Annotated in this window: 21 protein-coding genes and 1 tRNA gene; 12 read left to right on the top strand and 10 right to left on the bottom strand. The window is 44.6% G+C overall.

Going from position 1 to position 25011, the window contains the following annotated elements:
• The first annotated feature begins 10 nt into the window (after nt 1–10).
• Nucleotides 11–838, top strand: a complete 828-nt coding sequence (gene thiD / locus DWZ67_RS04730) for a bifunctional hydroxymethylpyrimidine kinase/phosphomethylpyrimidine kinase (protein ID WP_120138249.1) — start codon at nt 11–13, stop codon at nt 836–838.
• A 108-nt stretch (nt 839–946) separates the two neighbouring features.
• Here thiD and DWZ67_RS04725 read toward each other — a convergent pair whose 3' ends face one another.
• Complete coding sequence (locus DWZ67_RS04725; RefSeq protein ID WP_120128953.1) at nt 947–1594, bottom strand: DUF4476 domain-containing protein; 648 nt, start codon at nt 1592–1594, stop codon at nt 947–949.
• Between the two features lie 169 nt (nt 1595–1763).
• Here DWZ67_RS04725 and DWZ67_RS04720 point away from each other — a divergent pair, with 169 nt between their 5' ends.
• The 4 genes from DWZ67_RS04720 to DWZ67_RS04705 all read left to right on the top strand — a co-directional run bounded on the left by DWZ67_RS04720 (nt 1764) and on the right by DWZ67_RS04705 (nt 6275).
• Nucleotides 1764–2885, top strand: a complete 1122-nt coding sequence (locus DWZ67_RS04720) for a DUF362 domain-containing protein (protein ID WP_005837094.1) — start codon at nt 1764–1766, stop codon at nt 2883–2885.
• A 55-nt stretch (nt 2886–2940) separates the two neighbouring features.
• Entirely contained in the window at nt 2941–3450 is a 510-nt protein-coding gene (locus DWZ67_RS04715; RefSeq protein ID WP_165852457.1) for an ECF transporter S component, read from the top strand.
• Nucleotides 3451–3735: 285 nt separating this feature from the next.
• Nucleotides 3736–4545 carry a patatin-like phospholipase family protein gene (locus DWZ67_RS04710; RefSeq protein WP_005825568.1) on the top strand — a complete coding sequence of 270 codons (810 nt, stop codon included), beginning with the start codon at nt 3736–3738 and terminating at the stop codon, nt 4543–4545.
• A 32-nt stretch (nt 4546–4577) separates the two neighbouring features.
• Entirely contained in the window at nt 4578–6275 is a 1698-nt protein-coding gene (locus DWZ67_RS04705) for an alpha-amylase family protein (RefSeq protein ID WP_120138378.1), read from the top strand.
• Between the two features lie 104 nt (nt 6276–6379).
• Here the strand turns inward: DWZ67_RS04705 and DWZ67_RS04700 are convergent, their stop codons facing one another.
• Entirely contained in the window at nt 6380–6610 is a 231-nt protein-coding gene (locus tag DWZ67_RS04700; RefSeq protein ID WP_016273735.1) for a DUF6965 family protein, read from the bottom strand.
• A 335-nt stretch (nt 6611–6945) separates the two neighbouring features.
• Here DWZ67_RS04700 and DWZ67_RS04695 point away from each other — a divergent pair, with 335 nt between their 5' ends.
• Genes DWZ67_RS04695 through DWZ67_RS04685 form a run of 3 tightly spaced genes read left to right on the top strand, consistent with a single transcriptional unit; the run spans nt 6946 to nt 10133 of the window.
• Complete coding sequence (locus DWZ67_RS04695; protein ID WP_005825574.1) at nt 6946–7611, top strand: DUF2461 domain-containing protein; 666 nt, start codon at nt 6946–6948, stop codon at nt 7609–7611.
• A gap of 34 nt (nt 7612–7645) precedes the next feature.
• The gene (locus tag DWZ67_RS04690; protein WP_120138245.1) at nt 7646–8092 is read left to right on the top strand and encodes a YhcH/YjgK/YiaL family protein; all 447 of its coding nucleotides are present in this window, start codon (nt 7646–7648) and stop codon (nt 8090–8092) included.
• A 31-nt stretch (nt 8093–8123) separates the two neighbouring features.
• Entirely contained in the window at nt 8124–10133 is a 2010-nt protein-coding gene (locus tag DWZ67_RS04685; RefSeq protein ID WP_120138243.1) for an alpha amylase C-terminal domain-containing protein, read from the top strand.
• A 70-nt stretch (nt 10134–10203) separates the two neighbouring features.
• On the opposite strand, the gene DWZ67_RS04680 is transcribed toward DWZ67_RS04685, so the two are convergent.
• Nucleotides 10204–10917: a hypothetical protein gene (locus DWZ67_RS04680; protein ID WP_008664631.1), complete on the bottom strand. Its 714-nt coding sequence runs from the start codon at nt 10915–10917 to the stop codon at nt 10204–10206.
• A 209-nt stretch (nt 10918–11126) separates the two neighbouring features.
• On the opposite strand from DWZ67_RS04680, the gene DWZ67_RS04675 reads away from it, so the two are divergent.
• Nucleotides 11127–11360 carry a YecH family metal-binding protein gene (locus tag DWZ67_RS04675; RefSeq protein ID WP_005825578.1) on the top strand — a complete coding sequence of 78 codons (234 nt, stop codon included), beginning with the start codon at nt 11127–11129 and terminating at the stop codon, nt 11358–11360.
• 311 nt (nt 11361–11671) lie between these two features.
• Nucleotides 11672–12631, top strand: a complete 960-nt coding sequence (locus DWZ67_RS04670; RefSeq protein WP_120138241.1) for an alpha/beta hydrolase family protein — start codon at nt 11672–11674, stop codon at nt 12629–12631.
• Nucleotides 12632–12963: 332 nt separating this feature from the next.
• Here DWZ67_RS04670 and DWZ67_RS04665 read toward each other — a convergent pair.
• Nucleotides 12964–13037: transfer RNA gene (locus tag DWZ67_RS04665), tRNA-Arg, on the bottom strand.
• Between the two features lie 288 nt (nt 13038–13325).
• Here DWZ67_RS04665 and rpiA point away from each other — a divergent pair.
• Complete coding sequence (gene rpiA, locus DWZ67_RS04660) at nt 13326–14030, top strand: ribose 5-phosphate isomerase A (protein WP_009038481.1); 705 nt, start codon at nt 13326–13328, stop codon at nt 14028–14030.
• On the opposite strand, the gene DWZ67_RS04655 is transcribed toward rpiA, so the two are convergent.
• From DWZ67_RS04655 to DWZ67_RS04645, 3 genes are read right to left on the bottom strand one after another with little or no spacing between them, the layout of a single operon-like run.
• Complete coding sequence (locus DWZ67_RS04655) at nt 14005–15456, bottom strand: AbgT family transporter (protein ID WP_119958724.1); 1452 nt, start codon at nt 15454–15456, stop codon at nt 14005–14007. The two genes, rpiA and DWZ67_RS04655, sit on opposite strands and share 26 nt — an antisense overlap.
• Nucleotides 15449–16177 carry a DUF5932 domain-containing protein gene (locus DWZ67_RS04650; protein WP_005829066.1) on the bottom strand — a complete coding sequence of 243 codons (729 nt, stop codon included), beginning with the start codon at nt 16175–16177 and terminating at the stop codon, nt 15449–15451. The genes DWZ67_RS04655 and DWZ67_RS04650 overlap by 8 nt, the downstream gene beginning before the upstream one ends.
• Nucleotides 16178–16180: 3 nt before the next feature.
• Nucleotides 16181–20527 carry a DUF5113 domain-containing protein gene (locus DWZ67_RS04645; protein ID WP_120138239.1) on the bottom strand — a complete coding sequence of 1449 codons (4347 nt, stop codon included), beginning with the start codon at nt 20525–20527 and terminating at the stop codon, nt 16181–16183.
• A 124-nt stretch (nt 20528–20651) separates the two neighbouring features.
• Between DWZ67_RS04645 and DWZ67_RS04640 the strand changes: the two genes are divergently transcribed.
• Complete coding sequence (locus DWZ67_RS04640) at nt 20652–21590, top strand: ribose-phosphate pyrophosphokinase (RefSeq protein WP_005829068.1); 939 nt, start codon at nt 20652–20654, stop codon at nt 21588–21590.
• 92 nt (nt 21591–21682) lie between these two features.
• Here DWZ67_RS04640 and DWZ67_RS04635 read toward each other — a convergent pair whose 3' ends face one another.
• The 3 genes from DWZ67_RS04635 to kdsB form a co-directional block, all read right to left on the bottom strand.
• Nucleotides 21683–22846, bottom strand: coding sequence for a phosphatidylinositol-4-phosphate 5-kinase (locus DWZ67_RS04635; protein WP_005829069.1), 1164 nt, complete (start codon nt 22844–22846; stop codon nt 21683–21685).
• 74 nt (nt 22847–22920) lie between these two features.
• On the bottom strand, nt 22921–24210 hold the full coding sequence (locus DWZ67_RS04630) for a M16 family metallopeptidase (protein ID WP_005829070.1): 1290 nt from the start codon (nt 24208–24210) through the stop codon (nt 22921–22923).
• 12 nt (nt 24211–24222) lie between these two features.
• Nucleotides 24223–24978 (bottom strand): 3-deoxy-manno-octulosonate cytidylyltransferase, encoded by a 756-nt coding sequence (gene kdsB / locus DWZ67_RS04625; RefSeq protein WP_005829071.1) that lies wholly within the window; start codon nt 24976–24978, stop codon nt 24223–24225.
• Nucleotides 24979–25011 lie beyond the last annotated feature (33 nt).

Raw genomic sequence — 25011 nt, 5'->3', positions numbered from 1 at the left:
TAATTATTTCATGCTTCCCCCTATTATCCTTTCCATTGCCGGTTCCGACTGTTCGGGCGGTGCAGGCATACAAGCAGACATAAAGACCATTTCCGCTTTGGGAGGTTATGCCGCTTCCGTCATCACGGCTGTTACTGCACAAAACACACTGGGAGTACAATCGGTTTATCCGATACCTGTGGATATGGTTAAGGCACAAATCACCTCTGTTATGGATGATTTAAGGCCGGATGCCGTCAAGATAGGTATGGTACATGATGCCAGTATTGTGACCACCATTGTCGATTGTCTTCAGACTTATACTCCGGAGTGTATAGTCTATGACCCCGTCATGATATCGACCAGCGGACGGCGACTGATGACCGAAGAAACCATACAAGTCATTAAGACGGAACTGTTTCCGCTATGCACCCTCATTACTCCCAACCTGAATGAAGCAAGCCTGCTTTGGGGGCAAACCATTACCGGTACTGTGGAGATGCGACAAGCGGCACAGGAATTATCCTGCAGATACAACACCGCTATTCTCGTCAAAGGCGGACATCTGGAGGGTAATGACATGTGCGACGTGCTTTATTGCCGGCAACCTTCTGCCGGGGCTGACGTCCTGCCATCCGGATGCATCCTCTATTCCAACCCCAAAATAGAGAGCCGTAACCTGCACGGCACAGGGTGTACCCTTTCCTCTGCCATAGCTACATTTCTTGCCGGTGGCAACAAACTCGATGAAGCGGTCTGCAAGGCTAAAGAGTATATCGGTACTGCGATAAACCGGGGGAAAAACATGGATATAGGGCACGGGAACGGTCCGTTATGGCACTTTCCTTTATCGGAATAAGAGCTCGTCGAAACGCATTATCTGTTTACCTTAAACGCATTATCTGTCAGCCTCCGATACATCATGTGTTTGGCACCAACGGACAATGCGTTTCGACATGCCTGCTCCTTAATAGCGTATACCCAGAATTTTCTTGGCGTCGTCTTTCTTGAACAGTGAATCAATGACGTCTAAAATCGCTTCGTAGTTTTCCGGGTCTACGATATTGGGAGCGAATATTCTGAGGACTTTCATCTTGTCGTCATCAAAAGTATATAGTGCCATCAAACTGGCACATTGTACACAGTTCAGACTGTTGTTTCGGGCAACGGTTCTCATCATTTCGATTTGATCATCCTTGAAAGGGCGGGACTTCACTTTTTCATAAAAATGCCGGAAGTCTTCGGGGTGCATCCCCCTGACATAAACCGGAGCTGGAGAATCTATCACTACTTCACTGGGAACAACCGGCAACGTACGTGGCTCTCCGGAGAATGAGTCCATTGCAACGACTCTCCCACCTTCAAAAGTCACGACAATCTGAGTTCGGCTGATATTACTTTTACCGGACAGCACTCTGGAATATTCCCATTCTTCTATATCCCGGTCGAAGCGGCGATACTCTGGAGTTCCCAATATCTTGGTGACCTCCTGCCTGCTCATCCCCTTCTGGATACTGTTCAACACATCTACCTTAGCATCATAAAACAAACTGGAACAACTGCTGAATCCCATCGTCATTACCAGTCCCGCAATAATTAGTCTGATTGTTTTCATCTTATCGAGTTTTTAGTTGCCACAAAGGTAGGCAGAAACATGGATAGACCTCTTATTATCCCCCTATTTGTCAAAAGGGATTTCCCTACTTTTTTTAGCCATATACCTATTAATATGGAAATAATCCGTTATTTTTGCAGATACTATCACTATAAATAGGTAAAAACACATGGAAAAAGCAAAAGTATACTACTCTGATTTGCGTACCTCCCCTACATCCAATCTTTTGGATAAAATGGAACGCTTGCTGAAACGGGCAGGCATCGAGCAACTCCCTTTGAAGGATAGCTTTGCTGCCATCAAAATCCATTTCGGCGAACCCGGCAATCTGGCATACTTGCGTCCCAATTATGCAGCTCGAATGGCAACCCTGCTCCGCAGCCTGGGAGCCAAACCTTTCCTGACGGACTGCAACACACTGTATTCCGGTCGTCGCGCCAATGCCGTAGACCACTTGCAAAGCGCGATGGAGAATGGGTTCAACCCCATTTCGGCCCAGTGCCAGGTCATTATCGGCGACGGACTGAAGGGAACGGACTACCGCGAAATCCCTCTGAACGGAGAATATTGTCCGGCACCCAAAATCGGTACAGCGATAGCCGACGCCGATATTGTAATCAGTATGAACCACTTCAAGGGACACGAACAAGCCGGCTTCGGCGGTGCTTTGAAGAATCTGGGCATGGGATGTGCCAGTGTAGGCGGAAAGCTGGAACTGCACTGCGCCTCGCAACCCAAGATTGACGTAGAAAGCTGCATAGGCTGCAACATCTGCGTGAAGCACTGCGCACACGACGCTGTGCACCTCAATACCAGCCGCAAGGCAGAAATAGACTACACCAAATGCGTAGGTTGCGGACAGTGCGTAGCCCTCTGCCAGCACGACGGTGCCGTGATGGGAGCCGAAGATACCTCCGAGCGCCTGAACTACAAGATTGCGGAATATGCCCTCGCTGTCGTTATGGGCAAGCCCCATTTCCACATCAGCTTCATCATGAACGTATCTCCCGAATGCGACTGCTGGAACCACAACGATGCCGCCATCGTGCCCGACCTCGGCATTCTGGCTTCGGCAGACCCGGTTGCACTGGACAAGGCATGTGCAGATATGGTCATCCAAGCCCCGATACTGCACGGTAACAATTGCCTTGCCACGGCACACGAGCACGACGACTTGTGTGGATGCGACAAGTTCCACTTGATGCACCCCGACACGGACTGGCTTGCCGGATTGCGCCATGCCGAGAAAATAGGATTGGGAACCATGGAATATGAATTGGTGAAGATTTGATTAAACCTTTTCAGTTTTAAACAGTCATACTAAAAATAGATATAATATTATACAAATGGAAACATCTGCAAAACTTTATTCTTTGCCTTTCGGCAACGTAAAGACCTATCTATTCGTCCTGCTGTTCGTGGCAGGAAACATCGCCTTGCCGCAACTCTGCCATCTGGTCCCAGCAGGCGGTCCGACGTTGCTTCCCATCTATTTCTTTACACTGATAGCTGCTTATAAATATGGTTTCAAGGTAGGTCTGCTGACGGCTCTCTTGTCTCCGGTCATCAATCATCTGCTTTTTGCCATGCCTGCAGCAGCCGTGTTGCCGGCCATACTTATAAAGTCCGGTCTGCTGGCCGGAACCGCCGCTCTTGCTGCACGCTATGCCAAGAATATCTCTTTATTGGCATTGCTGGGTGTAGTCCTCTCCTATCAAATTATCGGTACGGCCTTTGAATGGGCACTGTGCGGTAATTTCTTTTTGGCAGTGCAAGATTTCCGTATGGGCATTCCGGGCATGCTGATTCAGTGGTTTGGAGGATATGCACTGCTGAAAGCAATCGCAAAGAAATAAACGTATATTCTCAAACAGTATCCCTTAATCCTAAAACTTTGTTCGCACACTGCGGATACATATCCCCAGTTTGCGGATGTCTATCCCAAGGCTTGGGATAGACATCCGTAAACCATAAACAAAGTTTTTTCTTAACTGATAAAAACTTTTTCCCTAACTAAGAAAAACTTTCTCCTTAATAGAGAAGACTTTTCTCTTAATACTTTGAACTTTTTTCCGCTATTTTCCTTTCTCCCTACAATAAAATCATTAATTTCGTGCCGAACAATATATCATATTTTCAACATGGAAGTAGTAACGAACAACTGGTTCACTAAAAAATATCCAATAGGTTTTGCCTTAAGCGGCGGTTTCATCAAAGGCTTTGCCCATTTGGGTGCCATGCAATCCTTATTGGAACATGACATAAAGCCCAATATACTTTCCGGAGTCAGCGCCGGAGCCTTGGCCGGGGTATTCTACGCCGACGGCAATGAACCGCATAAAGTTCTTGACTACTTTGCCGGGCACAAGTTTCAGGACCTGACCAAACTGGTGATTCCCAAAGTCGGATTGTTTGAATTGGGAGAATTCATCGATTTCCTGAAAAGCAATTTGAAATCCAAAAAACTGGAAGAACTGCAAATTCCTCTGATTATTACAGCTACTGATCTGGACCATGGACGTTTGGTACATTTCCATAAGGGTGACATCGCCGAACGCGTAGCAGCTTCGTGTTGCATGCCGGTATTGTTTGCCCCGGTCAATATAGACGGCACCCATTACGTGGACGGAGGTCTGCTGATGAACCTGCCGGTCTCTACCCTCCGCCGCATATGCGAAAAAGTGATTGCCGTGAATGTCAGCCCTCTGATGGCGACCAAGTATAAAATGAACATTGTGAGCATTGCCTTACGTTCCTATAACTTTATGTTCCGCTCCAACTCTTTTCCTGAACGCGAGAAGGCTGATTTGCTGATAGAACCTTATAACTTGGAGGGATACAGCAATACAGAGCTGGAAAAGGCGGAGGAGATATTCATGCAGGGATATAATACGACCAATGATATATTGGAACGTCTGCTCATAGACAAAGGCAGCATTTGGAAAGAATAAAACAACCATTCTATAACATAGAAAACAAAGAAATGAACGACGAAAACAAATTGATTATTTATCAAGTGTTCACCCGACTATTCGGAAACAACAATAACCACTGCATCAATAATGGCAGCATCACCGAAAATGGATGCGGCAAGATGGCTGACTTTACAGCCAAGGCGTTGGGAGAAATCAAGAAGCTTGGCGCTACACATATCTGGTACACGGGCATCATCGAGCATGCTACGCAAACTGACTACCGCCGTCACAATATCCAACCCGACCATCCGGCCATTGTGAAAGGTAAAGCCGGATCTCCCTATGCCATCAAGGACTACTATGATGTCGATCCGGATCTCGCCAAGGACGTACCGGAGCGTATGAGAGAGTTTGAGAATCTGGTGCAGCGCACTCACCGTAGCGGTCTGAAGGTTATCATAGATTTTGTTCCCAACCACGTAGCCCGTCAATATCACTCGGATGCCCAGCCGGATGGCACTTCACAACTGGGTTCAAACGATGATACCAATTATGCGTTCAGCCCATATAATAACTTCTATTATATCCCGAAATCGGAACTGCATGGCCAATTTGACATGAAAGGTGCAGCCGCCGAACCTTATAGGGAGTTTCCGGCAAAAGCTACCGGAAACAACCGTTTTGACGCTTATCCAAACATCACCGATTGGTACGAAACTATAAAGTTGAATTATGGAGTGGATTATCAGAACGGCGGGACTTGCCATTTCGACCCCATTCCCGACACATGGACCAAGATGCTGGATATCATGCTGTTCTGGGCGGGAAAGAATATAGACGGTTTCCGTTGCGATATGGCCGAAATGGTTCCCGTAGAGTTCTGGGAATGGGCAATCCCGCAGGTAAGGGAGCAATATCCCTCCCTGCTGTTTATAGCCGAAGTCTATAACCCGGGAGAATACAAGAATTACTTGTTCCGTGGCAAGTTTGATTATTTATACGACAAAGTAGGACTTTATGATACCTTGCGGGCTGTTACTTGCGGGTATGAATCGGCAACTGCCATCACCCGCTCTTGGCAAAGTCTGGGAGGTATAGAAAAACGCATGCTGAACTTTCTGGAAAACCATGACGAGCAACGTATCGCTTCCGACTTTTTTGCCAGTAACCCACGCAAGGCGATTCCGGCACTCATTGTGTCAGCCTGCATGAACACCAATCCGATGATGATTTATTTCGGTCAGGAGTTTGGTGAGCTGGGCATGGATAGTGAAGGTTTCAGCGGCCGAGACGGACGTACAACCATCTTTGACTATTGGAGTGTAGATACCATCCGCCGTTGGCGCAATGGCGGCAAGTTCGACGGCAAGATGCTGACGGAGGACCAGAAACACCTATACAGCATTTATAAACGGCTACTGACTCTTTGCAATGAAGAAAAGGCCATCTCTCAGGGGGCTTTCTTCGATTTGATGTATGCCAATGTCAACGGATGGCGCTTTAATGAACATAAGCAATATACATTCCTGCGCAAATTTGAGAGAGACCTGCTGCTGTTCGTCGTGAACTTCGACCATATCTCGGCAGACCTTGCCATAAATATTCCTTCTCATGCTTTTGACTTCCTGCAAATACCGCAGATGGACCAGTACAAAGCTACGGAGCTGCTCAGCGGAAAAGAAGAAAACATAAGTCTGCTTCCCTATAAGGCTACTAATGTGGCCGTCGAAGGATATGGAGGAAAGATACTTAAGATAAAGCTATAACGGAGTCACAACTCTGGTGATTTATTAGATTTGACACTGATTATGCAGAACAACGCGGATTTCTTAATCGCTTCGTGGTTTTCCGCATAATCAGTGCCAAGTCTTTATTTGTTCTCTTCCATATATTCCTTCAGCCGATATAGCCGCGTGATGGCAGGATTATAAAAATCATCAGGATAATGTGCATCTATATCACTCAGGTTAGCTTGCACAAAGCGTTTCACATCCACTATGTTCTCAGCATCAGACAATGTTACACTTTGAGGGAAAGATGTGCTCTTTGCCCAATTTATCAGCGCTTTAACGCTATCTTCATCAAATTTATATTCGGCCATATTCTACATTTTTTCTTGCAAAGATAGTGCAAACCGGATGCAGAATAAAATGACCCACCCATTTTTTTATGCTAAAGTTATCCTCATCTGCATGAACAAAATTCCAATTTGTTGTGTTATATAAATGTGTTTTTCATAGTATTAGATATAAGATTAATTAAAAGAGACGTACCCGCTTGTGATAAGTAAGTACATCAAAAACAGAAGCGTCTGTTTGATTGATAAATGTGTAAGGAGCATCGGTTTACCAGAGCCGATGCTTTTTTTTACCCTTCTTTGTAGCATGTTAGAAATATTATCCGTAAATTTGGCAGATAATAAGGAAAGAATATGATATGAATATCCCTGTTATATTTCAATTTTTGAAAGAACTGTCTGCAAACAACAATCGTGAATGGTTCAATTCTCACCGGGAACAGTATGAAGTCGCCCGCAGCGAGTTTGAAAACTTGCTTACAGTAATTATCTCCCGTATCTCTTTATTTGATGAAAGCATCCGTGGTATAGAAGCAAAGGACTGTACATACCGTATTTATCGTGATACACGCTTTTCCGAAGATAAAACTCCCTACAAGACACATCTGGGAGGATATATCAATGCGAAAGGAAAGAAATCCGACCATTGTGGCTATTACGTGCATCTGGAACCGGGAAACTGCTTGTTGGCCGGTGGAAGTTATTGTCCTCCCCCGCCCTTGTTAAGAGCTCTGCGACAAGCGGTATACGACAATATAGATGAATTTCGCAGTATAGTGGAAGATCCTGCTTTCAAGCAATACTTTCCCGTCATCGGAGAGAATTTTCTAAAAACAGCTCCAAAAGGATTTCCAAAGGACTATCCCTATCTGAAATACCTTCAGTGTAAAGAGTATACGGTTGCCTGCTGCCAGCCGGACAGCTTCTTTCTTGCTCCAGACTTTTTGGATCGTACAGACGACATCTTCAAGCAGATGAAGCGTTTTTCTGATTTTGTGAATTACACCATAGACGACTTTGAATAATTTACCTATATAACTAACTTAAAACATTTGAATTATGGTTATAGACAGACTTGAAAACATAGAAAAATATACTTTGCTGCATCCTCTATTTGAGCAGGCCATTGATTTTTTAAAATCACATGACTTGCACTCTTTGGAAATCGGCAAGACCGAACTGAAAGGAAAGGACTTGCTGGTCAACGTGGCGCAGACAAACCCAAAAGAAAAAGAAAATGCCAAACTGGAAACCCATAAAGACTATATTGACATTCAAATACCCTTGTCCGATACGGAGATAATGGGTTATACCGCCGCCCAAGACTGCCTTCCGGTTGATGCTCCTTACAATGCGGAAAAAGACATCACTTTTTTTGAAGGACTGGCGGAGGACTATATTGCAGTGAAGCCCGGAATGTTTGCTATCTTTTTCCCTCAGGACGGGCATGCTCCGGGTATTACCCCTGACGGTGTAAAAAAAATAATTGTGAAAGTTAAAGCGTAAATTTATCAAATATCCAAAACTCATCCTCTTTATGGAAACATTGAATTTAATCAAGAATGACCCATGGCTGGAACCTTTTGCCGATGCCATCAACGGACGTCATCAACATGCCATAGACAAAGAATCGGAATTGACCAACAAAGGAAAACTAACCTTGTCTGATTTTGCATCCGGATACCTCTATTTCGGCCTGCATCGTACTGACGATGGTTGGGTTTTCCGTGAATGGGCGCCTAACGCAACCCAAATCTTTATGGTCGGAACTTTTAACGATTGGAAAGAAGAAAAAAAATATAGCTTGAAGCGTAAAGCAAACGGTAATTGGGAAATCAAGCTTCCTGCTGATGCCGTGAAACACGGTGACTTGTACAAGCTGATGGTACATTGGGACGGTGGTTGCGGTGAACGCATTCCTGCATGGGCTACACGTGTCGTACAAGACGAACAGACTAAAATATTCAGTGCCCAGGTTTGGGCTCCGGAGAAACCCTATAAAATGAAAAAGCGGGTTTTCAAGCCATCTACAGATCCTTTATTGATATATGAATGCCATATCGGTATGTCTCAGCAGGAGGAAAAGGTCGGTAGCTATAAGGAATTTCAGGAAAAGATTCTTCCACGTATCGCCAAAGAAGGCTACAACTGCATACAGATTATGGCTATCCAGGAACATCCCTATTATGGTAGCTTCGGATACCATGTTTCCAGTTTCTTTGCCGCTTCTTCCCGTTTTGGTACTCCGGAAGAACTGAAAGAACTGATTGATACAGCCCATAGCATGGGGATTGCCGTTATCATGGATATTGTCCATTCACACGCTGTGAAGAATGAAGTCGAAGGCTTGGGTAACTTTGCCGGTGATCCTAATCAATATTTCTATCCCGGTGGACGTCGGGAACATCCGGCTTGGGATTCGCTTTGCTTTGATTACGGCAAGAACGAAGTTATTCACTTCCTGCTGTCTAACTGTAAATTCTGGCTGGAAGAATATCATTTCGACGGCTTCCGCTTTGACGGAGTAACCTCCATGTTATATTATAGTCATGGTTTGGGAGAAGCATTCTGTAATTATGGAGATTACTTCAACGGACATCAAGACGACAATGCCATTTGTTATCTGACACTTGCCAACCGGCTTATCCATCAGGTCAATGCCAAAGCCATCACCATTGCCGAAGAAGTATCGGGAATGCCCGGACTGGCGGCAAAATATGAAGATGGCGGCTACGGATTTGATTACCGTATGGCCATGAATATTCCCGATTATTGGATTAAGACAATCAAGGAGAAAATAGATGAAGACTGGAAGCCATCCAGCATGTTCTGGGAAGTGACCAACCGCCGCAAAGATGAAAAGACCATCTCCTATGCGGAAAGCCATGACCAAGCTTTGGTGGGCGATAAAACCATCATTTTCCGCTTGATTGATGCGGATATGTACTGGCACATGCAGAAAGGAGACGAGAACTATACCGTAAATCGAGGCATTTCCCTCCATAAAATGATACGTTTACTGACTGCGACTACTATCAATGGCGGTTATCTTAACTTTATGGGCAATGAATTCGGACATCCGGAATGGATTGACTTCCCCCGTGAAGGTAACGGTTGGTCTTGTAAATATGCCCGCCGCCAATGGGATTTGGTGGACAACAAGAATCTGGCATATCATTATATGGGTGACTTTGATGCTGCCATGTTGGAAGTTGTAAAAAGCATAAAGAACTTCCAGGCTACTCCGGTCCAAGAAATATGGCATAATGACGGTGACCAGGTATTGGCCTATATGCGCAAGGACTTGATTTTTGTATTCAACTTCAACCCTAAGCAGTCTTTTACTGATTACGGTTTCTTGGTTCCTGCCGGAACTTATGAAGTTATTTTGAATACAGATAATCCAGATTATGGCGGTAATGGTTTGACGGATGATACCATCAAACATTTTACCATTCACGACCCGCTTTACAAAAAAGACAAGAAGGAGTGGCTGAAGCTTTACATACCGGCACGTACAGCTGTTGTACTGAGAAGAACTAAATAGTCATTTCATAACACAAAAAAGAGGCAGATATCTGAATTGATATTTGCCTCTTTTTTTATATAGGAGTCTTTTATTTCAATTGACTGTCGATGAAGTTCAACATCGTTTTTGCATTATCCATCATCTTCTTTTGAGCTGGTTTGTCTGCAGAGAGCAATGGAATAAGTTTATCCAAATATTCTTTGGCTTCCTTGAATTCAACTTTTGCTTTTTCTACATCTGTTTTCATGGTATTGGCACCCTTACTATAATACAAAGAACCCAGACTGTTAAGTGCATTTACATTATCTGCTTGGATAGCTATGGCTTGTTTAAATGCTTCTTCGGCTGCATCCATCTTTTTGGCTTTCTGCGCCATGATACCTTGATTTACGTAATAAGTAGCATACAATTTAGTCAATGTCTTATTACCGGGATTCGCTTCCAGCCCTTCCTTTAAAGTGGCAACATACTCATCATTTTTCTTCAAATCTTTCAAAGCACCGGCTTTACCTATATAAGCATTTGCCAGGTTATACTTTTTCTGTACAGCAATATCAAAATACTTCAAAGCTTCGGCAGGTTTCTTTATCTTATCGGCACAAACGCCACAGTTATATGCAATTACGGAATCTTGGTTGTTTGTTTGTGTCAGATAAGTACTAAATTTTGTGTAAGCTTCCTGGTAATTTTTAGCTTCAAGAGCAGCCTTACCATCGTTGACCAACTGGGCAGGGTCAGCATTCTGCGCAAAGAAATTCGTAGCTGCACAACATAGTGCAATAGATAAGATTAATTTTTTCATATGCTTTAATTCATTTAAAAGTTGATTCCCAAAGTTAGTTTACAATGGTATAGAAGCAAAACCTTTTTACTTTTTTTGAGGTTTTTAGCATAGTCGTAACAAGTGTTATTTTACGTAAAAGCAAATATCCGGATATGTGTGTTGGGCTTTGTCACATATGTTACACTTATACTTAGAATATCATATTATCTTTGCCACAAAAAAAGATTATGGAACAATTACATGCACATGAAGTCCTTCACATGATGGAAGGTAATAGTTATACTGAGTTATCATTGAGAGAAGCCATTATCCAAAAATTCGGCGAGCAGCAGCGTTTTTTCACCTGCTCTGCCAACAATATGGATGTAGATACCCTGATAGAATTTCTTAAAAGAAAAGGAAAATTTATACCCGCCAATGGTGGATTTACAGTGGACATGACTAAAGTTTGCAATCACTGATGAGGAATATTAATTCCTTCTTCTGTTAAATTGAATATTATTTATGTTAATAGTTAACGGAAATAATATTCTACTAAACCATGTTATAATATCCGCTGATTACCCGCTAAAATTTGGATATCTCCTGCAAGTACGTATCTTTGTACTGTGTTTTTCATAGTATTAGATTTAAGGTTAATAAAAAAGATTGGCTGTCTGGGATAGATAGCCTTTTTTTATGTCTAAATGTCATCTTTCCCCTTTTTAGTTATAGTTTTATTCTATCTTTGTAGGTCAGATAATCCACGCAGCATTAATAGAATAAACTGAATATGGGAAAACGCTTTATTTTTATCTTGATGGCATGCTCATTATTGAGTATAGCTACTGTTGTGCATGCACAGCATATTGACAAGCAAACATATACTTTTGCCATCAAAAAGGCTGATACTCTGAAACTGGACAAGTATGTAATGATTGATCAAATACAAGGGACACAATCAAAGCCCGTCATTCTTTTTGCATTTGGGGGAGGTTTCAAAGGCGGGAGAAGAGATAATCCCGATTACATTTCTTATTTTCATTTTTTGGCACGAGCCGGCTATGTGGCAGTATCAACAGATTACCGTACCCAATTAAAGGATATAGATAAATCGGAGTATTCGGACTTGCAAGGATTCTCTTCTGCCCTGCAACAAGCAATCACTTGTGCTGTAGAAGATTTTGGTGATGCTACAAATTATATAATTGAGCATAGTGTAGAATGGCAAATAAATCCTGCACAAATTATAGCTTGCGGTTCAAGTGCAGGTGCGATAACTGCCCTTCAAGCAGAGTATGAGATTTGCAATCAAACGGCTTTTGCGGACAGATTACCTGCCAATTTCAATTATGCAGGGGTCATTTCCTTTTCTGGAGCAATCTGTGCCAATGGTATTCCAAAATGGATAATGTCCCCTTGTCCTCTTATGTTGTTCCATGGTGATGCCGACAGCACGGTTCCTTTTACTAAGGCAGTAGTAGAGGAAATGGGGCTATGGGGCTCAAACTTTATCTGTATGCAACTGAAAGAAAAAGAGACAGCATACTATTTCTATATAGCGGAAGGTATAGGACATTCCCTATCCTATTCTCCTATGAAGGATAATCGTCATGACATCCTGAGCTTCCTAAACCGGTTGGTACTTGGTAAAGAAAAACGTTGCATTACGACTGTAGAGAAGAATCCGGAAATATCTAGATATAAGAGTGATTTTACAATAGAAGATTATATCCGTGAAAATATGCGTTAATTCCTATCTTTATATCCTTTCCAGAGTTTTTGTTTCTCCACCAATCAATTATCTTTGCACATTATTATTCCATAAAAACAAATCTTTAATTCTATAAATTATGTTGGTACGTATTATCAGTATGGTCATAGCCGGAGTTATTATAGTATATCTAGTCCGTTGGATTGATAATTTTTTCTCCAGGTATCGCAAATAAATCTTGCCTGCAATGTAAACCAAATACTCCAATTTGTTTCCCATTACAACCTATGCTGACAAAATGCGGACATTTTCTAATTCTAAAACAAGAAAACCGCAAAAGCTTTTTTTAGCCATTTGCGGTTTTTTCCTTGTGATTCCGTTGCGATTCGAACGCAAGACCCACGCCTTAGAAGGGCGTTGCTCTATCCAGCTGAGCTACGGAACCAGCCTTAATTGCGGTGCAAAGGTACGCTTTTTTACGAATATTGCAAATTTTTGTATCACCTTTTTTCGTTACCTATGTATAAAAGGCTCATTTGCTACATAAAAAGTAATGATTAGTTACCTTTACAAACAAGATACACGGTATTTATATACAGATGTATTAAAACATTTTGCAAATTATCAATGTTACTAATTATAAAAAGTAAAAATATGGAGGAATATTCAAGTAGGAAAAGTAGCATTGACCCGAAAATGAATGAAAGAGTAATAACAACTAAATTTTAAAGAGATGGAATGGGAAAATCAGTTGATACAGGAATTGCAATGGTCAAATAAAATCAGCAATAAGGCGAGTAAGGAATTGGTAGCCCAGGAGATTGCCGGACTGGCCAAAGACGGTGATGTCATAGGAGCAGGCTCCGGCTCTACCGTTTATCTCACTTTGTTTGCATTAGCTCAACGAGTTAAACAAGAATCTTTGCATATAGAAATCATTCCGGCATCTGCCGAAATTTCGATGACATGTATACAGCTTGGCCTGCCGCAAACTACTCTGTGGAATAAGCGTCCGGATTGGACATTCGACGGTGCAGACGAAGTGGATCCGCATAATAACCTCATCAAAGGACGTGGTGGAGCCATGTTTAAGGAGAAGCTCCTAATTAAAAGCAGTGGTAAGACTTACATCATTGTCGATGAGAGCAAGCTTGTCAGCAAACTGGGGAGCAAATACCCCATACCGGTAGAAGTATTTCCACATGCTCTCTCCCATGTGGAAAACGAGATACGCTTATTGGGAGCTTCAAAAATCAGCCTACGTCTTGCAGAAAGAAAAGACGGTCCGGTATTTACCGAAAACGGTAATTTCATTCTTGACATTCATCTCAGCAACATTGTTCCTGATTTGGAACAGAAACTGAAAGCCATTACCGGGGTTATCGAAAACGGGCTGTTCATCGGTTATGATATTACAGTCCTAATGGCAAACCGCTGATGTACCAAAGTACAAATAAGGCAGTCCATGCCAATAGAATGACTAAAGAATATCTCCAAGTATACTTCAGTAGTGAACCATAAGTGGATTGCCTATCATATTGCTGCATATAGGTCAAGACAAGTGGCATGTAGAACATAAAAGGTGTTATGGCATTTGTTGCACTGTCACCTATACGGAACGCACATTGGGTCATATCCGGCGAAATGCCCATACTTGCCAATACCGGAACAAAAATGAAAGACATAAAAGCCCATTTTGCTGTGGCAGATACCATAAAGAGATTGACCAGCGCCGTAAAAAGAATGAAGAGAATCAATATCCATAAACTACTCAAAGAAGCGGAGGACAGCAGATTAGCGCCTAAAATGGCAATGCACTTGTCCAAGTGGGAATATTCAAAACAAGCAAACATCTGTGAGGCAAAGAAAGCTATCACAAAATAAACGCCCAGCAGTTTCATCGGCTGCGTAAGTCCTTCTATCACATCACCGTCCGTACGGTATCGGCCGGAGGCAAAACCATAGACCATCCCCATCAAACCTATTCCAAACGAAAGCAAAAACAGAATACCAACTATAAACGGAGAACGAATCAACCCACCATTGACACTCCGCAATATCCCCCATGAAGAGAATGTAGCCCACAGAATAATGGCAATATACAGCAAGCCTGCAAATACAGCTCCCAACATAGCTCTCCGTTCCTTGCGGGACAATTGTTTGTAGCCATTAAAATGAATATCCCCTGCATACACTCCCAAGTGCGGCAACAAGCTCCTGCGGGTAATATGATAAATGATGAATGCAAGCAGGAACGTGGAAACGAAGAGAAAATAATAATTGCACAACGGTCCAGTCTGCCCCGGAGCAATATTCATCCTATCAGCCGCTTCTTGCGTTACAGAGGCAATCATGGGGTCTAATGTACTCAAAAACACATTAGCGCTATAGCCACAAGAGACTGAAACATAAGCTGTAATTATACCTCCAATGGGGTGCAGACCGACAGACTGGAACAAAGTTGCAGCTATCGGCAACAGAATGATATATCCTGCATCTCCCACTATATTGGACAACAGTCCTAAGACAATGACCAGCAGAATAATGCGCCAAGGATCACGTGGACGTCGTACCCCCCTGCGAATACATGCATCGATGAAACCCGAATGCTGTGCCACCCCTATTCCGAACATAGCCACAATCACCAGCCCTAATGGAGCGAATCCCGTAAAATTGGTTATGACATGGCGCAGCAGCCAGCGTATGCCCTCCGGACTCAGCAGGCTCTGCACCCGTATTTCTTCTCCAGTCTGCGGTTGCAGCACGCTCAGGCCATAGACATCGAATATCCATGAAAGGAGGATGACTGCCAGCGTCAGCAGGAAGAACATCGTAGCGGGATGTGGCATTCGGAGTTTACTCATCGTCGGCTTCCAGATTGTCTATATTCAAGATTCGAAGTTCCAATGCGCGCACCACCAGACGAGTGGCATTCACCCCCACCCGTTCACTAGGCGGGAAAAGACGGCCGACCAAGTCATTCTGCCGTTTCTCCAGCGACTTGACTCCAAAAGGCATTCCCCTAAGATTGGCAATCATTTCTTTGGTATAGCCCAGTGCCAAATGACGGAGGAAACGCTCGTCATACTCATCAATATCATAGCTTATGATTGCTTCCTGACGTTTTGCATCATTCAGGACAGATTTCTTGAAGCGTTCCACTATCTTCTCCAGTATCGGATAGTTAAAGACCAGCTTCTTGCCGTCCATCACTGCCTGCACATCGGTTTTGGTCAGCAACTCTCCGGTTTTCAGGATAATGCCGTCAGCGCCGGCTTCAAGTACGTCCACCCATAACTTCTCATTCAATATTTCTCCCGTGAATATCAGCACATGTACTCCCGGATAACGCTTGAAGATATTCCGGCAGATGTCCACCCCGATTGTGGTCGAACCTCCCAGTCCCAAGTCCAGCAGAACAAGATCCGGCACGCCGGCTTCAATCAATGTCCAGAACTCCTGCTCAGTCATAGCAGTACCTATTACCTCCGCATTGGGAATTTCATGGCGGAAAATCTCTTCCGTCCCTTTCAGCTCCAACTTGACATCTTCAACGATGATTACTTTAAATTTTTTGTCTTCCATATTTCATTTTTTCGGTAGCGTAAAATATATTGTAAAACCTCCTTCCTTTCCCGGTTCGGCATTGATACGGCATCCCCGGCGTCCGGCAAACTCGTCATGGTCGCGGATAATCTGCTTGCACACCAGATATTCCGTACCATACAGTTCTCCTTTCTCACCGGCCGTCATGCGGGACAAGTCGGGATAGAACAATTGGTTCAATTCTTCACGGGTCTTTTCCCTGCGCATATCTGTAAACAGAAAACGTATAAATTCCCCATCTTCCCGGGCCGACAGACAGACAGCTCCATCCAGAGTTACGGAGCAAGCCTCGTCTATCAGGTTTTCAAGCAGGAAACGCAACTGGTTCCAGTCACCGGTAATCCGTCCTTCCAACAGTTGTATCTTAAAATCAATATGCGCCTTGTTTCCCTTATACACTTTGCGGAAATATTTCCCGGCAGTAGCCATAAGTTCCGGCACAGATATTGTCGCACGCCTGAAAGTCACCTCTTCCAACTGGCGGGAAGCGCATGAACTGAGTATCGTAAAGATACCTTTGTAATACTCTATCAATTCGCTGATGGCAACCACCGTTTCCCGCTCCTCCGCTTCTGTCTGTTTGCCGGACCGCAGTTTCCCTATCAGCTGCTTTATCTTGTTCGGATAATAAATCGTTTCATGCTTGATGGTCGAGAGACAATTATCCAGCACCATGTTCTGTACATGCAGCAAACTGTCTTCCCAGGAAGCTCGCCGGGCTTCATCTTGAGCCACTTCGATGTCCCGGTATTTCGTAGCCAACTTAACCACTGCATTGAAGATTACAATGGAGACATAACGGGCTATCAGTTCCAAAAGCAAATGGTCGGTCTCCTGCTCCGTACCTTCCCTGCGTTCCAGACACAGCACACCTATGCAACGACACATATTTCCCGCATCCACAACAAGCGGCAATGTTTGTATACCCTTTTCCGATATGTACTCTTGCTGCTCAAAGCAATTCTCCATATATTTCCTCCAGATAGGCAACTCGTCCACGGCGGTATCTTCCACTGGATTGGAAGTGTATTCCAGCTTATGTGTAGTCTCGTTGTATACAGCTATGCTTAACCGGTCGATACTCAAAAGTTCGTTCACTGCATCAAAAGCGGAACCTACAATCTGCCGCGGGATTTCCTTCAATGTATCCTCCTCACGCTGCAACATTTCCTCCGTATCCGAAACCGGCAACAAGGAGGCATTGAACACCTTTCCATTAATTTCCAGTACTTGCTCCAGATTCCAGCGGTTCACCAGACGTTTACGGAAGTAGAGTATGTAATATCCCAACAGCAATACGAACAGCAAAATCACCGCCAGCAAAATGCCCACCATCTTGTTGTTGGTGGAACGCTCCAGCTGCCGGCAATATTCTTCCAAGGATTGGTCTTCTCCCAACAGTTTGTACAAGGTGGTGTAGGCAGCATTATTATAACTATAGTCATCCCATTGCTTCAATGCAAGAAATGAGACTGCCGCTTCATTCCTGATATCCAGAATTACATGGAAATCCGAATTGAACATCTGGTTCCACCAATCCAGTTCCGCAGGCGTCCCGTCTCCGGTCAGCGTCATATAGCGATGTATAGGATGGGCGTATTGCTTGTAATGTTCGTTCAGGCAATACATTGCCGAATCTATGTATTGTAAAGCCAGTTCGTATTCTCCGTCCACATTGCAGTAATAAGCTTCATTGGCATAATCGGAGGCTTCGTCCAGCAAAGCTTCGTATTCATTCTGTGCAAGCAGTGCCAAAGAATCCGGCAACACCTCTCCGGAAGCAGTCTGTTCCACAGCATGCCGGCAGGATGACATGCACAAAAACAACACGACGAGCAACACCGACACAGACTTACGGATACCGGCAGGCAGACGGAAATAAAAACGGCTGCCTTTTCCCAGCCCGCTCTCCACATTGAACAGACAGACCTTGAACAAATCATTCGTCTTGCGATATTTTTCAATGATGCCCTTACAGTTCATCAGTCCAAAGCCACTTCCTTTGTTCTTCCTCAATTCCTCCTTGTCGGGAGCGTCACTCATACCGATGGCTTTCGAGTCATATACTTTTTCTCCCACAATGCGAGCTACATCTTCCGGTGACAATCCACAACCATTATCCTCTACCGAGATTTCCACGTAATCCTCCTCCTGCCGTGCATATACTTTCACCATACCGCCCTGAGGGGTATATTTACGGGCATTCTCTGCCAGTGTATTTATCATAAACAATGTAAGGGCTTTGTCTGCCTTCACCCGGATATCCGTAGGCTGCACCTCCAACGACTGTCTCTTCATCTCGAATGTACGGCTTCCTTTCCTGAGCAGCTCGAAAAGTTCATTCAATTCGAACGTCTCTATGTTCAGGCTAAGGCTTCCTTGCTTCATCTTTATCCAAAGGGCAAGAATATCATTGTATTCGTTGATGGTAGTAACCAACTCGTCGATATACTGGTATTTCTCCTCCTTTATCCGTTCCTCTTTGATGAATCCTTTTTGAGTCAGTTTCTGCACTTCGTTGATGATACGGTCTATGTACGGATGAATCCCGTTGACAATAGCCATACATGCTTTCTTTATCAGATTTTGCCGTTTGTTCCCCGCGATGTGCTGCTCGTAAATGTAGCGTTGCTTTTCCAGTCTGCGGCGCTCATCCCCAAGGGAGATGGACGTCATGCCGTTGTCGATTGCCCATTGGATATAGGGGGTTATCACCCGTACCATCGCCTGCTCATCCTTGCTCATCCGACGCGGGAACACTAATTGCCCGTTGTCTATGCGGATGTCCTTCACTCCAAACAGCTTTTCCAATTCCGGGCAGACAGCCGTCCGGATAGAGTCGATGATTTCCTCCTCAGTCTGTGCATCTGCCGGAATGGATGCCGTTATCTTCTGACAGATATCCAGCATCAGCTGCAGACGGCGGAGATGCACTCTGTTCCGGTCTTTGGAACGCTTGTTGAAAAACCAGAAAAAGAGGGATACAAGCACGAAGCCCACAATGACCAGTGACAACACGACGTTGAGCTGCCCCGCCTCCTTTTCCAATGCTTGATAGCGGCTTTCCAGCTCTTTATCCTGGCGTGTATCTTCAAGGATATCCAGGTAAATATTGCGGTTATAGTCTGATTTTTCTTTCATCCCGAGTCCTGCATACGAAACGCTCAACTGTTCACGAATACGTGAAATCCACTCGGGCACGGTTTTCAGTTTCTGCTCCATCCATGCCTTCTCCGCACAAATCGTATCTCGACGGTCAAATGCTTTCAGCCAGTCCAAACTATCGTGGCAGTCATAGAAAAGGCGGTGATGGTCATTTACACATTCCAGAGCAAGTTTTAGCGTGTCAAGAGCTTCTGTATAGTGACTGTGGGCATTCAGGTATTTGCCGATAGATACATATGCACCTGCTATCTGATACAAATCCTTGTATTGGCTGAATTTTTGCAATGCCAACTGCCCCAGACGCATGGGAAGCAGCGAATCTACCGGTACTCCAAAACGTGTCAAGGCATGGGAGCGGCGGTCTTGAAAAAATGCGTAATTATCCGGTGAAGCCATCAAGTTGGCAAGTCCCTGCACTCCATTGCCCTCAAAGTAAAGATAGCCCTTGCGCGAAGCCAACTGCCATGCGGTATAGAGCTCATCAAATTCTCTCAGTCTTCGCTCATCCGGTGTCTCACCCTCGCATAAGGCAGCAGAACCTTTGATGTAGTGATAATACAACAGCTGATTGGTATCTGCCAGCAACTCTTGTTTTTTAGTAACTTCATTAATAGAGGCTACAGCTTCCGGACGCTGTTGCAAATAATAATAATACACAGCAGATACAATATAAAATTCCGAACGGGCATAATTCAAACGCATTTGCTCGTGTTGGTCCACAAACAGATTGTCATCCTCCGCTATTCTTTTCATACGGTGCAAGGCACTATTGCGATAATCGTAGAACTCCTTGTTCAACGCTGTCCGCTGATAAATCTTCATCAAACCGATGTCGGCAATAAGGAGTTCCAGTTCATTCTTGGTCAGATTATAGACATCCATATGAAACTTTTCGGCCTGCTCAAAATCCATGCGCATAAAAGCACAAAAGCCCAGATTATTGGATGCTTCCGCTTTTCCTTGTTTATAGAGGCTGACTTCACGGTAGGCCCTTGATGCCGCATGGCAGGATGAATCCAGGTTTTTATAACGAAAAGCATAAGCCACCTGGTTTAGAGAGTCGATAAGGCGTACTTCCTTCATGGGTGCCGTTCCCACACACGAAACCATTGTTGTACAAAGGCACAACAACCCCGCAAACCATATAAAAGAAAGTCGTTTCATAAAGCAAAGCTACGAATAAATCCGGGAAAGAAAAATAATTTTTATACAATAACTCTTGTTTTATGTAACGGGAAATTCCTACCTTTGCATGCAAATTAACAAATAGGTAACATCTATTACACAAATGAGCGAAAAAGCACCCTTTATGGTATTCTCCGGAACAAATTCGAGATACCTTGCAGAGAAAATCTGCGCTAGCCTTGATTGCCCTCTGGGAAAGATGAACATCACCCATTTTGCAGATGGTGAGTTTGCAGTCTCTTATGAGGAATCTATCCGTGGCTCGCATGTATTCCTGGTTCAATCAACCTTCCCTAATTCTGACAACTTGATGGAACTTCTGCTGATGGTTGATGCTGCTAAAAGAGCATCGGCAAAAAGCGTTGTAGCCGTTATCCCTTACTTCGGTTGGGCACGTCAGGACAGAAAAGACAAACCCCGTGTTTCCATCGGCGCCAAGCTGGTGGCCGACCTGCTCTCTGTTGCAGGTATCGACCGTCTGATTACGATGGACCTTCATGCAGACCAGATTCAAGGTTTCTTCAATATTCCGGTGGATCATTTGTATGCATCAGCAGTATTCCTCCCCTATATTGAATCCTTGAAACTGGAAGACTTGGTAATCGCCACCCCGGATGTCGGCGGTTCAAAACGCGCCAGCACATTCTCCAAATACCTCGGTGTACCCCTGGTATTGTGCAACAAGACACGCGAAAAAGCAAACGTGGTTGCCACCATGCAAATCATCGGTGATGTAAAAGACAAGAATGTAGTATTGGTAGACGATATTGTAGATACAGCAGGAACCATTACCAAGGCTGCCAACATCATGCTGGAAGCAGGAGCCAAATCTGTCCGTGCCATTGCCAGCCACTGCGTAATGTCCGACCCTGCTTCTTTCCGTGTACAAGAATCCGCACTAACGGAAATGGTATTTACTGATAGTATCCCCTACTCTAAAAAATGTGACAAGGTTAAACAGTTGAGCATTGCCGATATGTTCGCCGAAACCATCAAGCGGGTGATGAACAATGAATCAATCAGTTCACAATACATTATCTAACCGCGGAGCGGTTAGAAATTAAAAATTAAAGGCTGCGCGGTTCTGAAGTGAACATTGCGCAGCCTTTAATTTTTAATTTCTAATTTTTAATTCTAATTCTCCAGCCTTCCCATCTTGTAGGTTCCTTTTCGTATCACCTTTCCGTTCTTGTCTGTTTCTACAAACGGACCGTGTTTCTTGCCTTGTTTGAAGAAGCCTTCATAACGGTTTCCGTTCTTGTCCTCCTGGATACCGCTACCTTCTTCCATACCGTTCACAAAACCGCCTTTATATTTGGTTCCATCGGTCTGAATCAGGGTACCTTGGCCGTTGAACTTATTGTCTTTCCATTCACCTTCGTAAGAGTCACCTACATTCCATTTGTAAGTACCGTATCCGTCACGTTGGTTATCTTTCCAATTACCTTCGTAAACGGCGCCGCTTGCCCACGTAAATGTGCCGTGGCCTTCCTGCTTTCCGTCCTTGAAGCTGCCCACATACTTGTTGCCGCTGGCATGGTAATAAATGCCCTCTCCGGTACGTTCACCTTGAACATAAGAACCTTCGTAACGGTCGCCGGTATGGAAAAAGTAAATACCTTTGCCATGCTGCATGTCGTCCTTCCAGTCACCTACATATTTGTCGCCGTTGGCATATTCAAAAGTTCCTTTACCGTCCCGGACATCATTTTTCCACTCCCCGTCATATTTGGAACCGTCATTCCAGGTCAGTGTTCCTTTGCCGTCTTTCTTGTCATTCTTCCACGAGCCTACATACTTGGAACCGTTCTTCCAGGTATACGTTCCTTGGCCTTCGCGTTTATCATTCACCCAGTCGCCCTCATAAATATCACCATTGTAATAGTACATGGTTCCTTTACCGTGCTGGTAATCCTGAAACCACATGCCGTCATAACGGTTGTTATTCATAAAATAGTAGATACCCCTGCCATGCTGCTGGTCTTGAAACCATTGCCCCTCATACTTTTCACCGTCGGGAAACATATATGTACCGTAGCCTTCACGCTTGCCCTTCACATACTCACCCTCGTAGACGTCGCCGTTCTTGAAAACGGTCTTCCCCTTTCCATTGGGCTTGCGGCCTTTTATTTCACCGGTATAGACGGCCCCGTTATCTTTGAACGTATAGGTACCTATCTTTATCTCCGAAGAGAATGTACTTTTCACTTTATCGAAAAAGCCGCTTTTTTTTTCCTGGGCAGTGGCTCCACCTTGGCATAAGAAAGCCAGAATGAGTGCAGTATATAGATATTTCATTAATTGATAATTGATAGTTGATAATTGACAAAGGTAGGATTTATCCGGTAAAATGATGCGATAACTCCCGCTTTTTATGACATTTTTTTGCCGCACACTATTTCTTTTAATTTCTCTTTGCATAAATGCCGCCCTGCAAGTTCACGGATTTCTTGTGGAGTAACCTCCTTGACAGCATCCAGTGCTTCGGCAAAGTAGGTATCCTGCAAGCCCGATACCTGCACAAAAATCCAGGCATCTGCCAACGAGAATGCAGATTCATAACTACGGCACATGTCTCCCAACATATAGTTCTTCACCATGGAAAGCTCTCCATCGGAAGCCAGCTCGTTCTGAAGGCGGTCTATTTCATGATAAACCTCACCGATAAGAGGCTCCACAAATTCGTTGGCGGCTTCGGCACTGACCGCCAACACTCCCTGCCCCGGATAGGGCATGATGGCTGCGGAGATACCGTATGTGTATCCTTTATCTTCCCGGATATTGGACATCAGGCGACTGCCAAAATAACCCCCGAACAGTGTGACCAGTACGCGGGCCTTCAAGTAGTCCGGATGATTACGGTCCAGGGAAAGCATGCCCATACGGACGGCACTTTGCAGGGCGTCCGGACGTTCGATGAAGATACGTTTTCCGGAGGTGGTAACCGGATGGAATTCAGTCTTCTCCGGTTTGCGGAAATCCGTACCGAAAGCCTCGCAGCCAAACAAGGACTCTATCCTGTGGATGCAATCACCGGTTACCTTACCCGAGAGATAGATGCTGCAATTATTGGAATGATAGTAACGGTCATAAAACTCGCGTAGCACCGCAGGAGTGATGCGCCGATAATCCTCTTCCTGCACCAGACGTCCACCGGGATGCTGCCCGCCGTACAGAGCCTTCACCAATCCGCGGTGCGCCAGAAAGTCCACCTTGGAAGAGTTGACAAGAAACTGCTGGATATTGTTGTCTACAATCACTCCCAGCTCTTTCTCAGGAAATACCGGCTCTTTGACGATAGACTCCAATATGTCAAGCGTTTGGGGAAGGTATTTATTCAGAGAATAAAGGGTGACATAGGCATACTCGGATGCACTGGACAATTCCAGCCAGGCTCCGTAATAGTCCAGCTTTTCCGCTATCTGGGCGGCATCGTAGCGTCGGGTTCCCTCGCGAAGCATGCGGTTCGTAAACAACGCCTGCAAGGGCTGTTTCTGTTGCCATCGGCCGCCTGCCATGAGGAGATCGATACGTGTCACTTCATTGTCACCGGCATTGAGCACACTCAATGGCACGCCATTAGGCAACTTGATACGTTCCGGCCTTTGCACCACCAGTTGTTCCGGTTCAAGAATCCGGGGTTGGTCACTTCGGTTCAGCATGGGCTTTCTAGTTTACAGCCCATGGCTTTTAAGAAATTCTTCTGCCCGTTCCAAATCTTGAGGAGTATCTATGCCGATAGTTTCTACATCCGTGATACCTGCTTTGATAGTGTATCCGTTTTCCAACCAACGAAGCTGTTCCAATGATTCGGCAATCTCGAGGGATGACTGCGGAAGGGCGGTTATCTCTTTCAGTACCTCTACGCGATAGGCATAAAGGCCGATATGCTTATAATACGTATGGTTCTCCAGCCAGTCTTCCTTCGCCGCATTGCGCTGGTAGGGAATGATGGAACGGCTAAAATAGAGGGCATTCCTGTTTTTGTTGAGCACAACCTTCGGAGAGTTCACATTTTCCAGTGCCTCAAAACCATTATCTACCGTAAAGGGTTTCACCAGAGTGGCTATCTGGGTGGCCGGATCGTCGAAACATGCTTTGACGGCTTGTAACTGCGAAGGCTGGATGAAAGGCTCATCCCCCTGGATATTCACCACGACATCAAACTGTCCTCCTATTTTTGTACAAGCTTCCTGACAGCGGTCGGTGCCGCTTTTATGTTCGGTGGAAGTCATTACCACCTTTCCTCCGAATGCTTTTACTGCGGCTTCAATACGCTCATCGTCCGTAGCCACGTATGCATCGTCCAAGATTCCTGCCACTTGCTCGTATACTCGCTGTATCACGGTTTTTCCACCTAACACCGCCAATGGTTTGGCTGGAAAACGCGTAGATGCGTAACGGGCAGGTATGATTCCTAAAAATTTCATTTTCAATCTTCGTTTTTTAAAATGAGAGTGTGT

This window comes from Bacteroides sp. AF34-31BH, assembly GCF_003602795.1.
Classification (GTDB): domain Bacteria; phylum Bacteroidota; class Bacteroidia; order Bacteroidales; family Bacteroidaceae; genus Bacteroides; species Bacteroides uniformis.
Note: the sequence above shows the minus strand (reverse complement) of the source record. Positions and strands in the feature narration are given on the sequence as shown.

Excerpts from the sequence above, each read along its gene's own strand:
- thiD (WP_120138249.1), top strand. The coding sequence starts at position 11 with ATGCTTCCCCCTATTATCCTTTCCATTGCCGGTTCCGACTGTTCGGGC.
- DWZ67_RS04725 (WP_120128953.1), bottom strand. The coding sequence starts at position 1,594 with ATGAAAACAATCAGACTAATTATTGCGGGACTGGTAATGACGATGGGA.
- DWZ67_RS04720 (WP_005837094.1), top strand. The coding sequence starts at position 1,764 with ATGGAAAAAGCAAAAGTATACTACTCTGATTTGCGTACCTCCCCTACA.
- DWZ67_RS04715 (WP_165852457.1), top strand. The coding sequence starts at position 2,941 with ATGGAAACATCTGCAAAACTTTATTCTTTGCCTTTCGGCAACGTAAAG.
- DWZ67_RS04710 (WP_005825568.1), top strand. The coding sequence starts at position 3,736 with ATGGAAGTAGTAACGAACAACTGGTTCACTAAAAAATATCCAATAGGT.
- DWZ67_RS04705 (WP_120138378.1), top strand. The coding sequence starts at position 4,578 with ATGAACGACGAAAACAAATTGATTATTTATCAAGTGTTCACCCGACTA.
- DWZ67_RS04700 (WP_016273735.1), bottom strand. The coding sequence starts at position 6,610 with ATGGCCGAATATAAATTTGATGAAGATAGCGTTAAAGCGCTGATAAAT.
- DWZ67_RS04695 (WP_005825574.1), top strand. The coding sequence starts at position 6,946 with ATGAATATCCCTGTTATATTTCAATTTTTGAAAGAACTGTCTGCAAAC.
- DWZ67_RS04690 (WP_120138245.1), top strand. The coding sequence starts at position 7,646 with ATGGTTATAGACAGACTTGAAAACATAGAAAAATATACTTTGCTGCAT.
- DWZ67_RS04685 (WP_120138243.1), top strand. The coding sequence starts at position 8,124 with ATGGAAACATTGAATTTAATCAAGAATGACCCATGGCTGGAACCTTTT.
- DWZ67_RS04680 (WP_008664631.1), bottom strand. The coding sequence starts at position 10,917 with ATGAAAAAATTAATCTTATCTATTGCACTATGTTGTGCAGCTACGAAT.
- DWZ67_RS04675 (WP_005825578.1), top strand. The coding sequence starts at position 11,127 with ATGGAACAATTACATGCACATGAAGTCCTTCACATGATGGAAGGTAAT.
- DWZ67_RS04670 (WP_120138241.1), top strand. The coding sequence starts at position 11,672 with ATGGGAAAACGCTTTATTTTTATCTTGATGGCATGCTCATTATTGAGT.
- rpiA (WP_009038481.1), top strand. The coding sequence starts at position 13,326 with ATGGAATGGGAAAATCAGTTGATACAGGAATTGCAATGGTCAAATAAA.
- DWZ67_RS04655 (WP_119958724.1), bottom strand. The coding sequence starts at position 15,456 with ATGAGTAAACTCCGAATGCCACATCCCGCTACGATGTTCTTCCTGCTG.
- DWZ67_RS04650 (WP_005829066.1), bottom strand. The coding sequence starts at position 16,177 with ATGGAAGACAAAAAATTTAAAGTAATCATCGTTGAAGATGTCAAGTTG.
- DWZ67_RS04645 (WP_120138239.1), bottom strand. The coding sequence starts at position 20,527 with ATGAAACGACTTTCTTTTATATGGTTTGCGGGGTTGTTGTGCCTTTGT.
- DWZ67_RS04640 (WP_005829068.1), top strand. The coding sequence starts at position 20,652 with ATGAGCGAAAAAGCACCCTTTATGGTATTCTCCGGAACAAATTCGAGA.
- DWZ67_RS04635 (WP_005829069.1), bottom strand. The coding sequence starts at position 22,846 with ATGAAATATCTATATACTGCACTCATTCTGGCTTTCTTATGCCAAGGT.
- DWZ67_RS04630 (WP_005829070.1), bottom strand. The coding sequence starts at position 24,210 with ATGCTGAACCGAAGTGACCAACCCCGGATTCTTGAACCGGAACAACTG.
- kdsB (WP_005829071.1), bottom strand. The coding sequence starts at position 24,978 with ATGAAATTTTTAGGAATCATACCTGCCCGTTACGCATCTACGCGTTTT.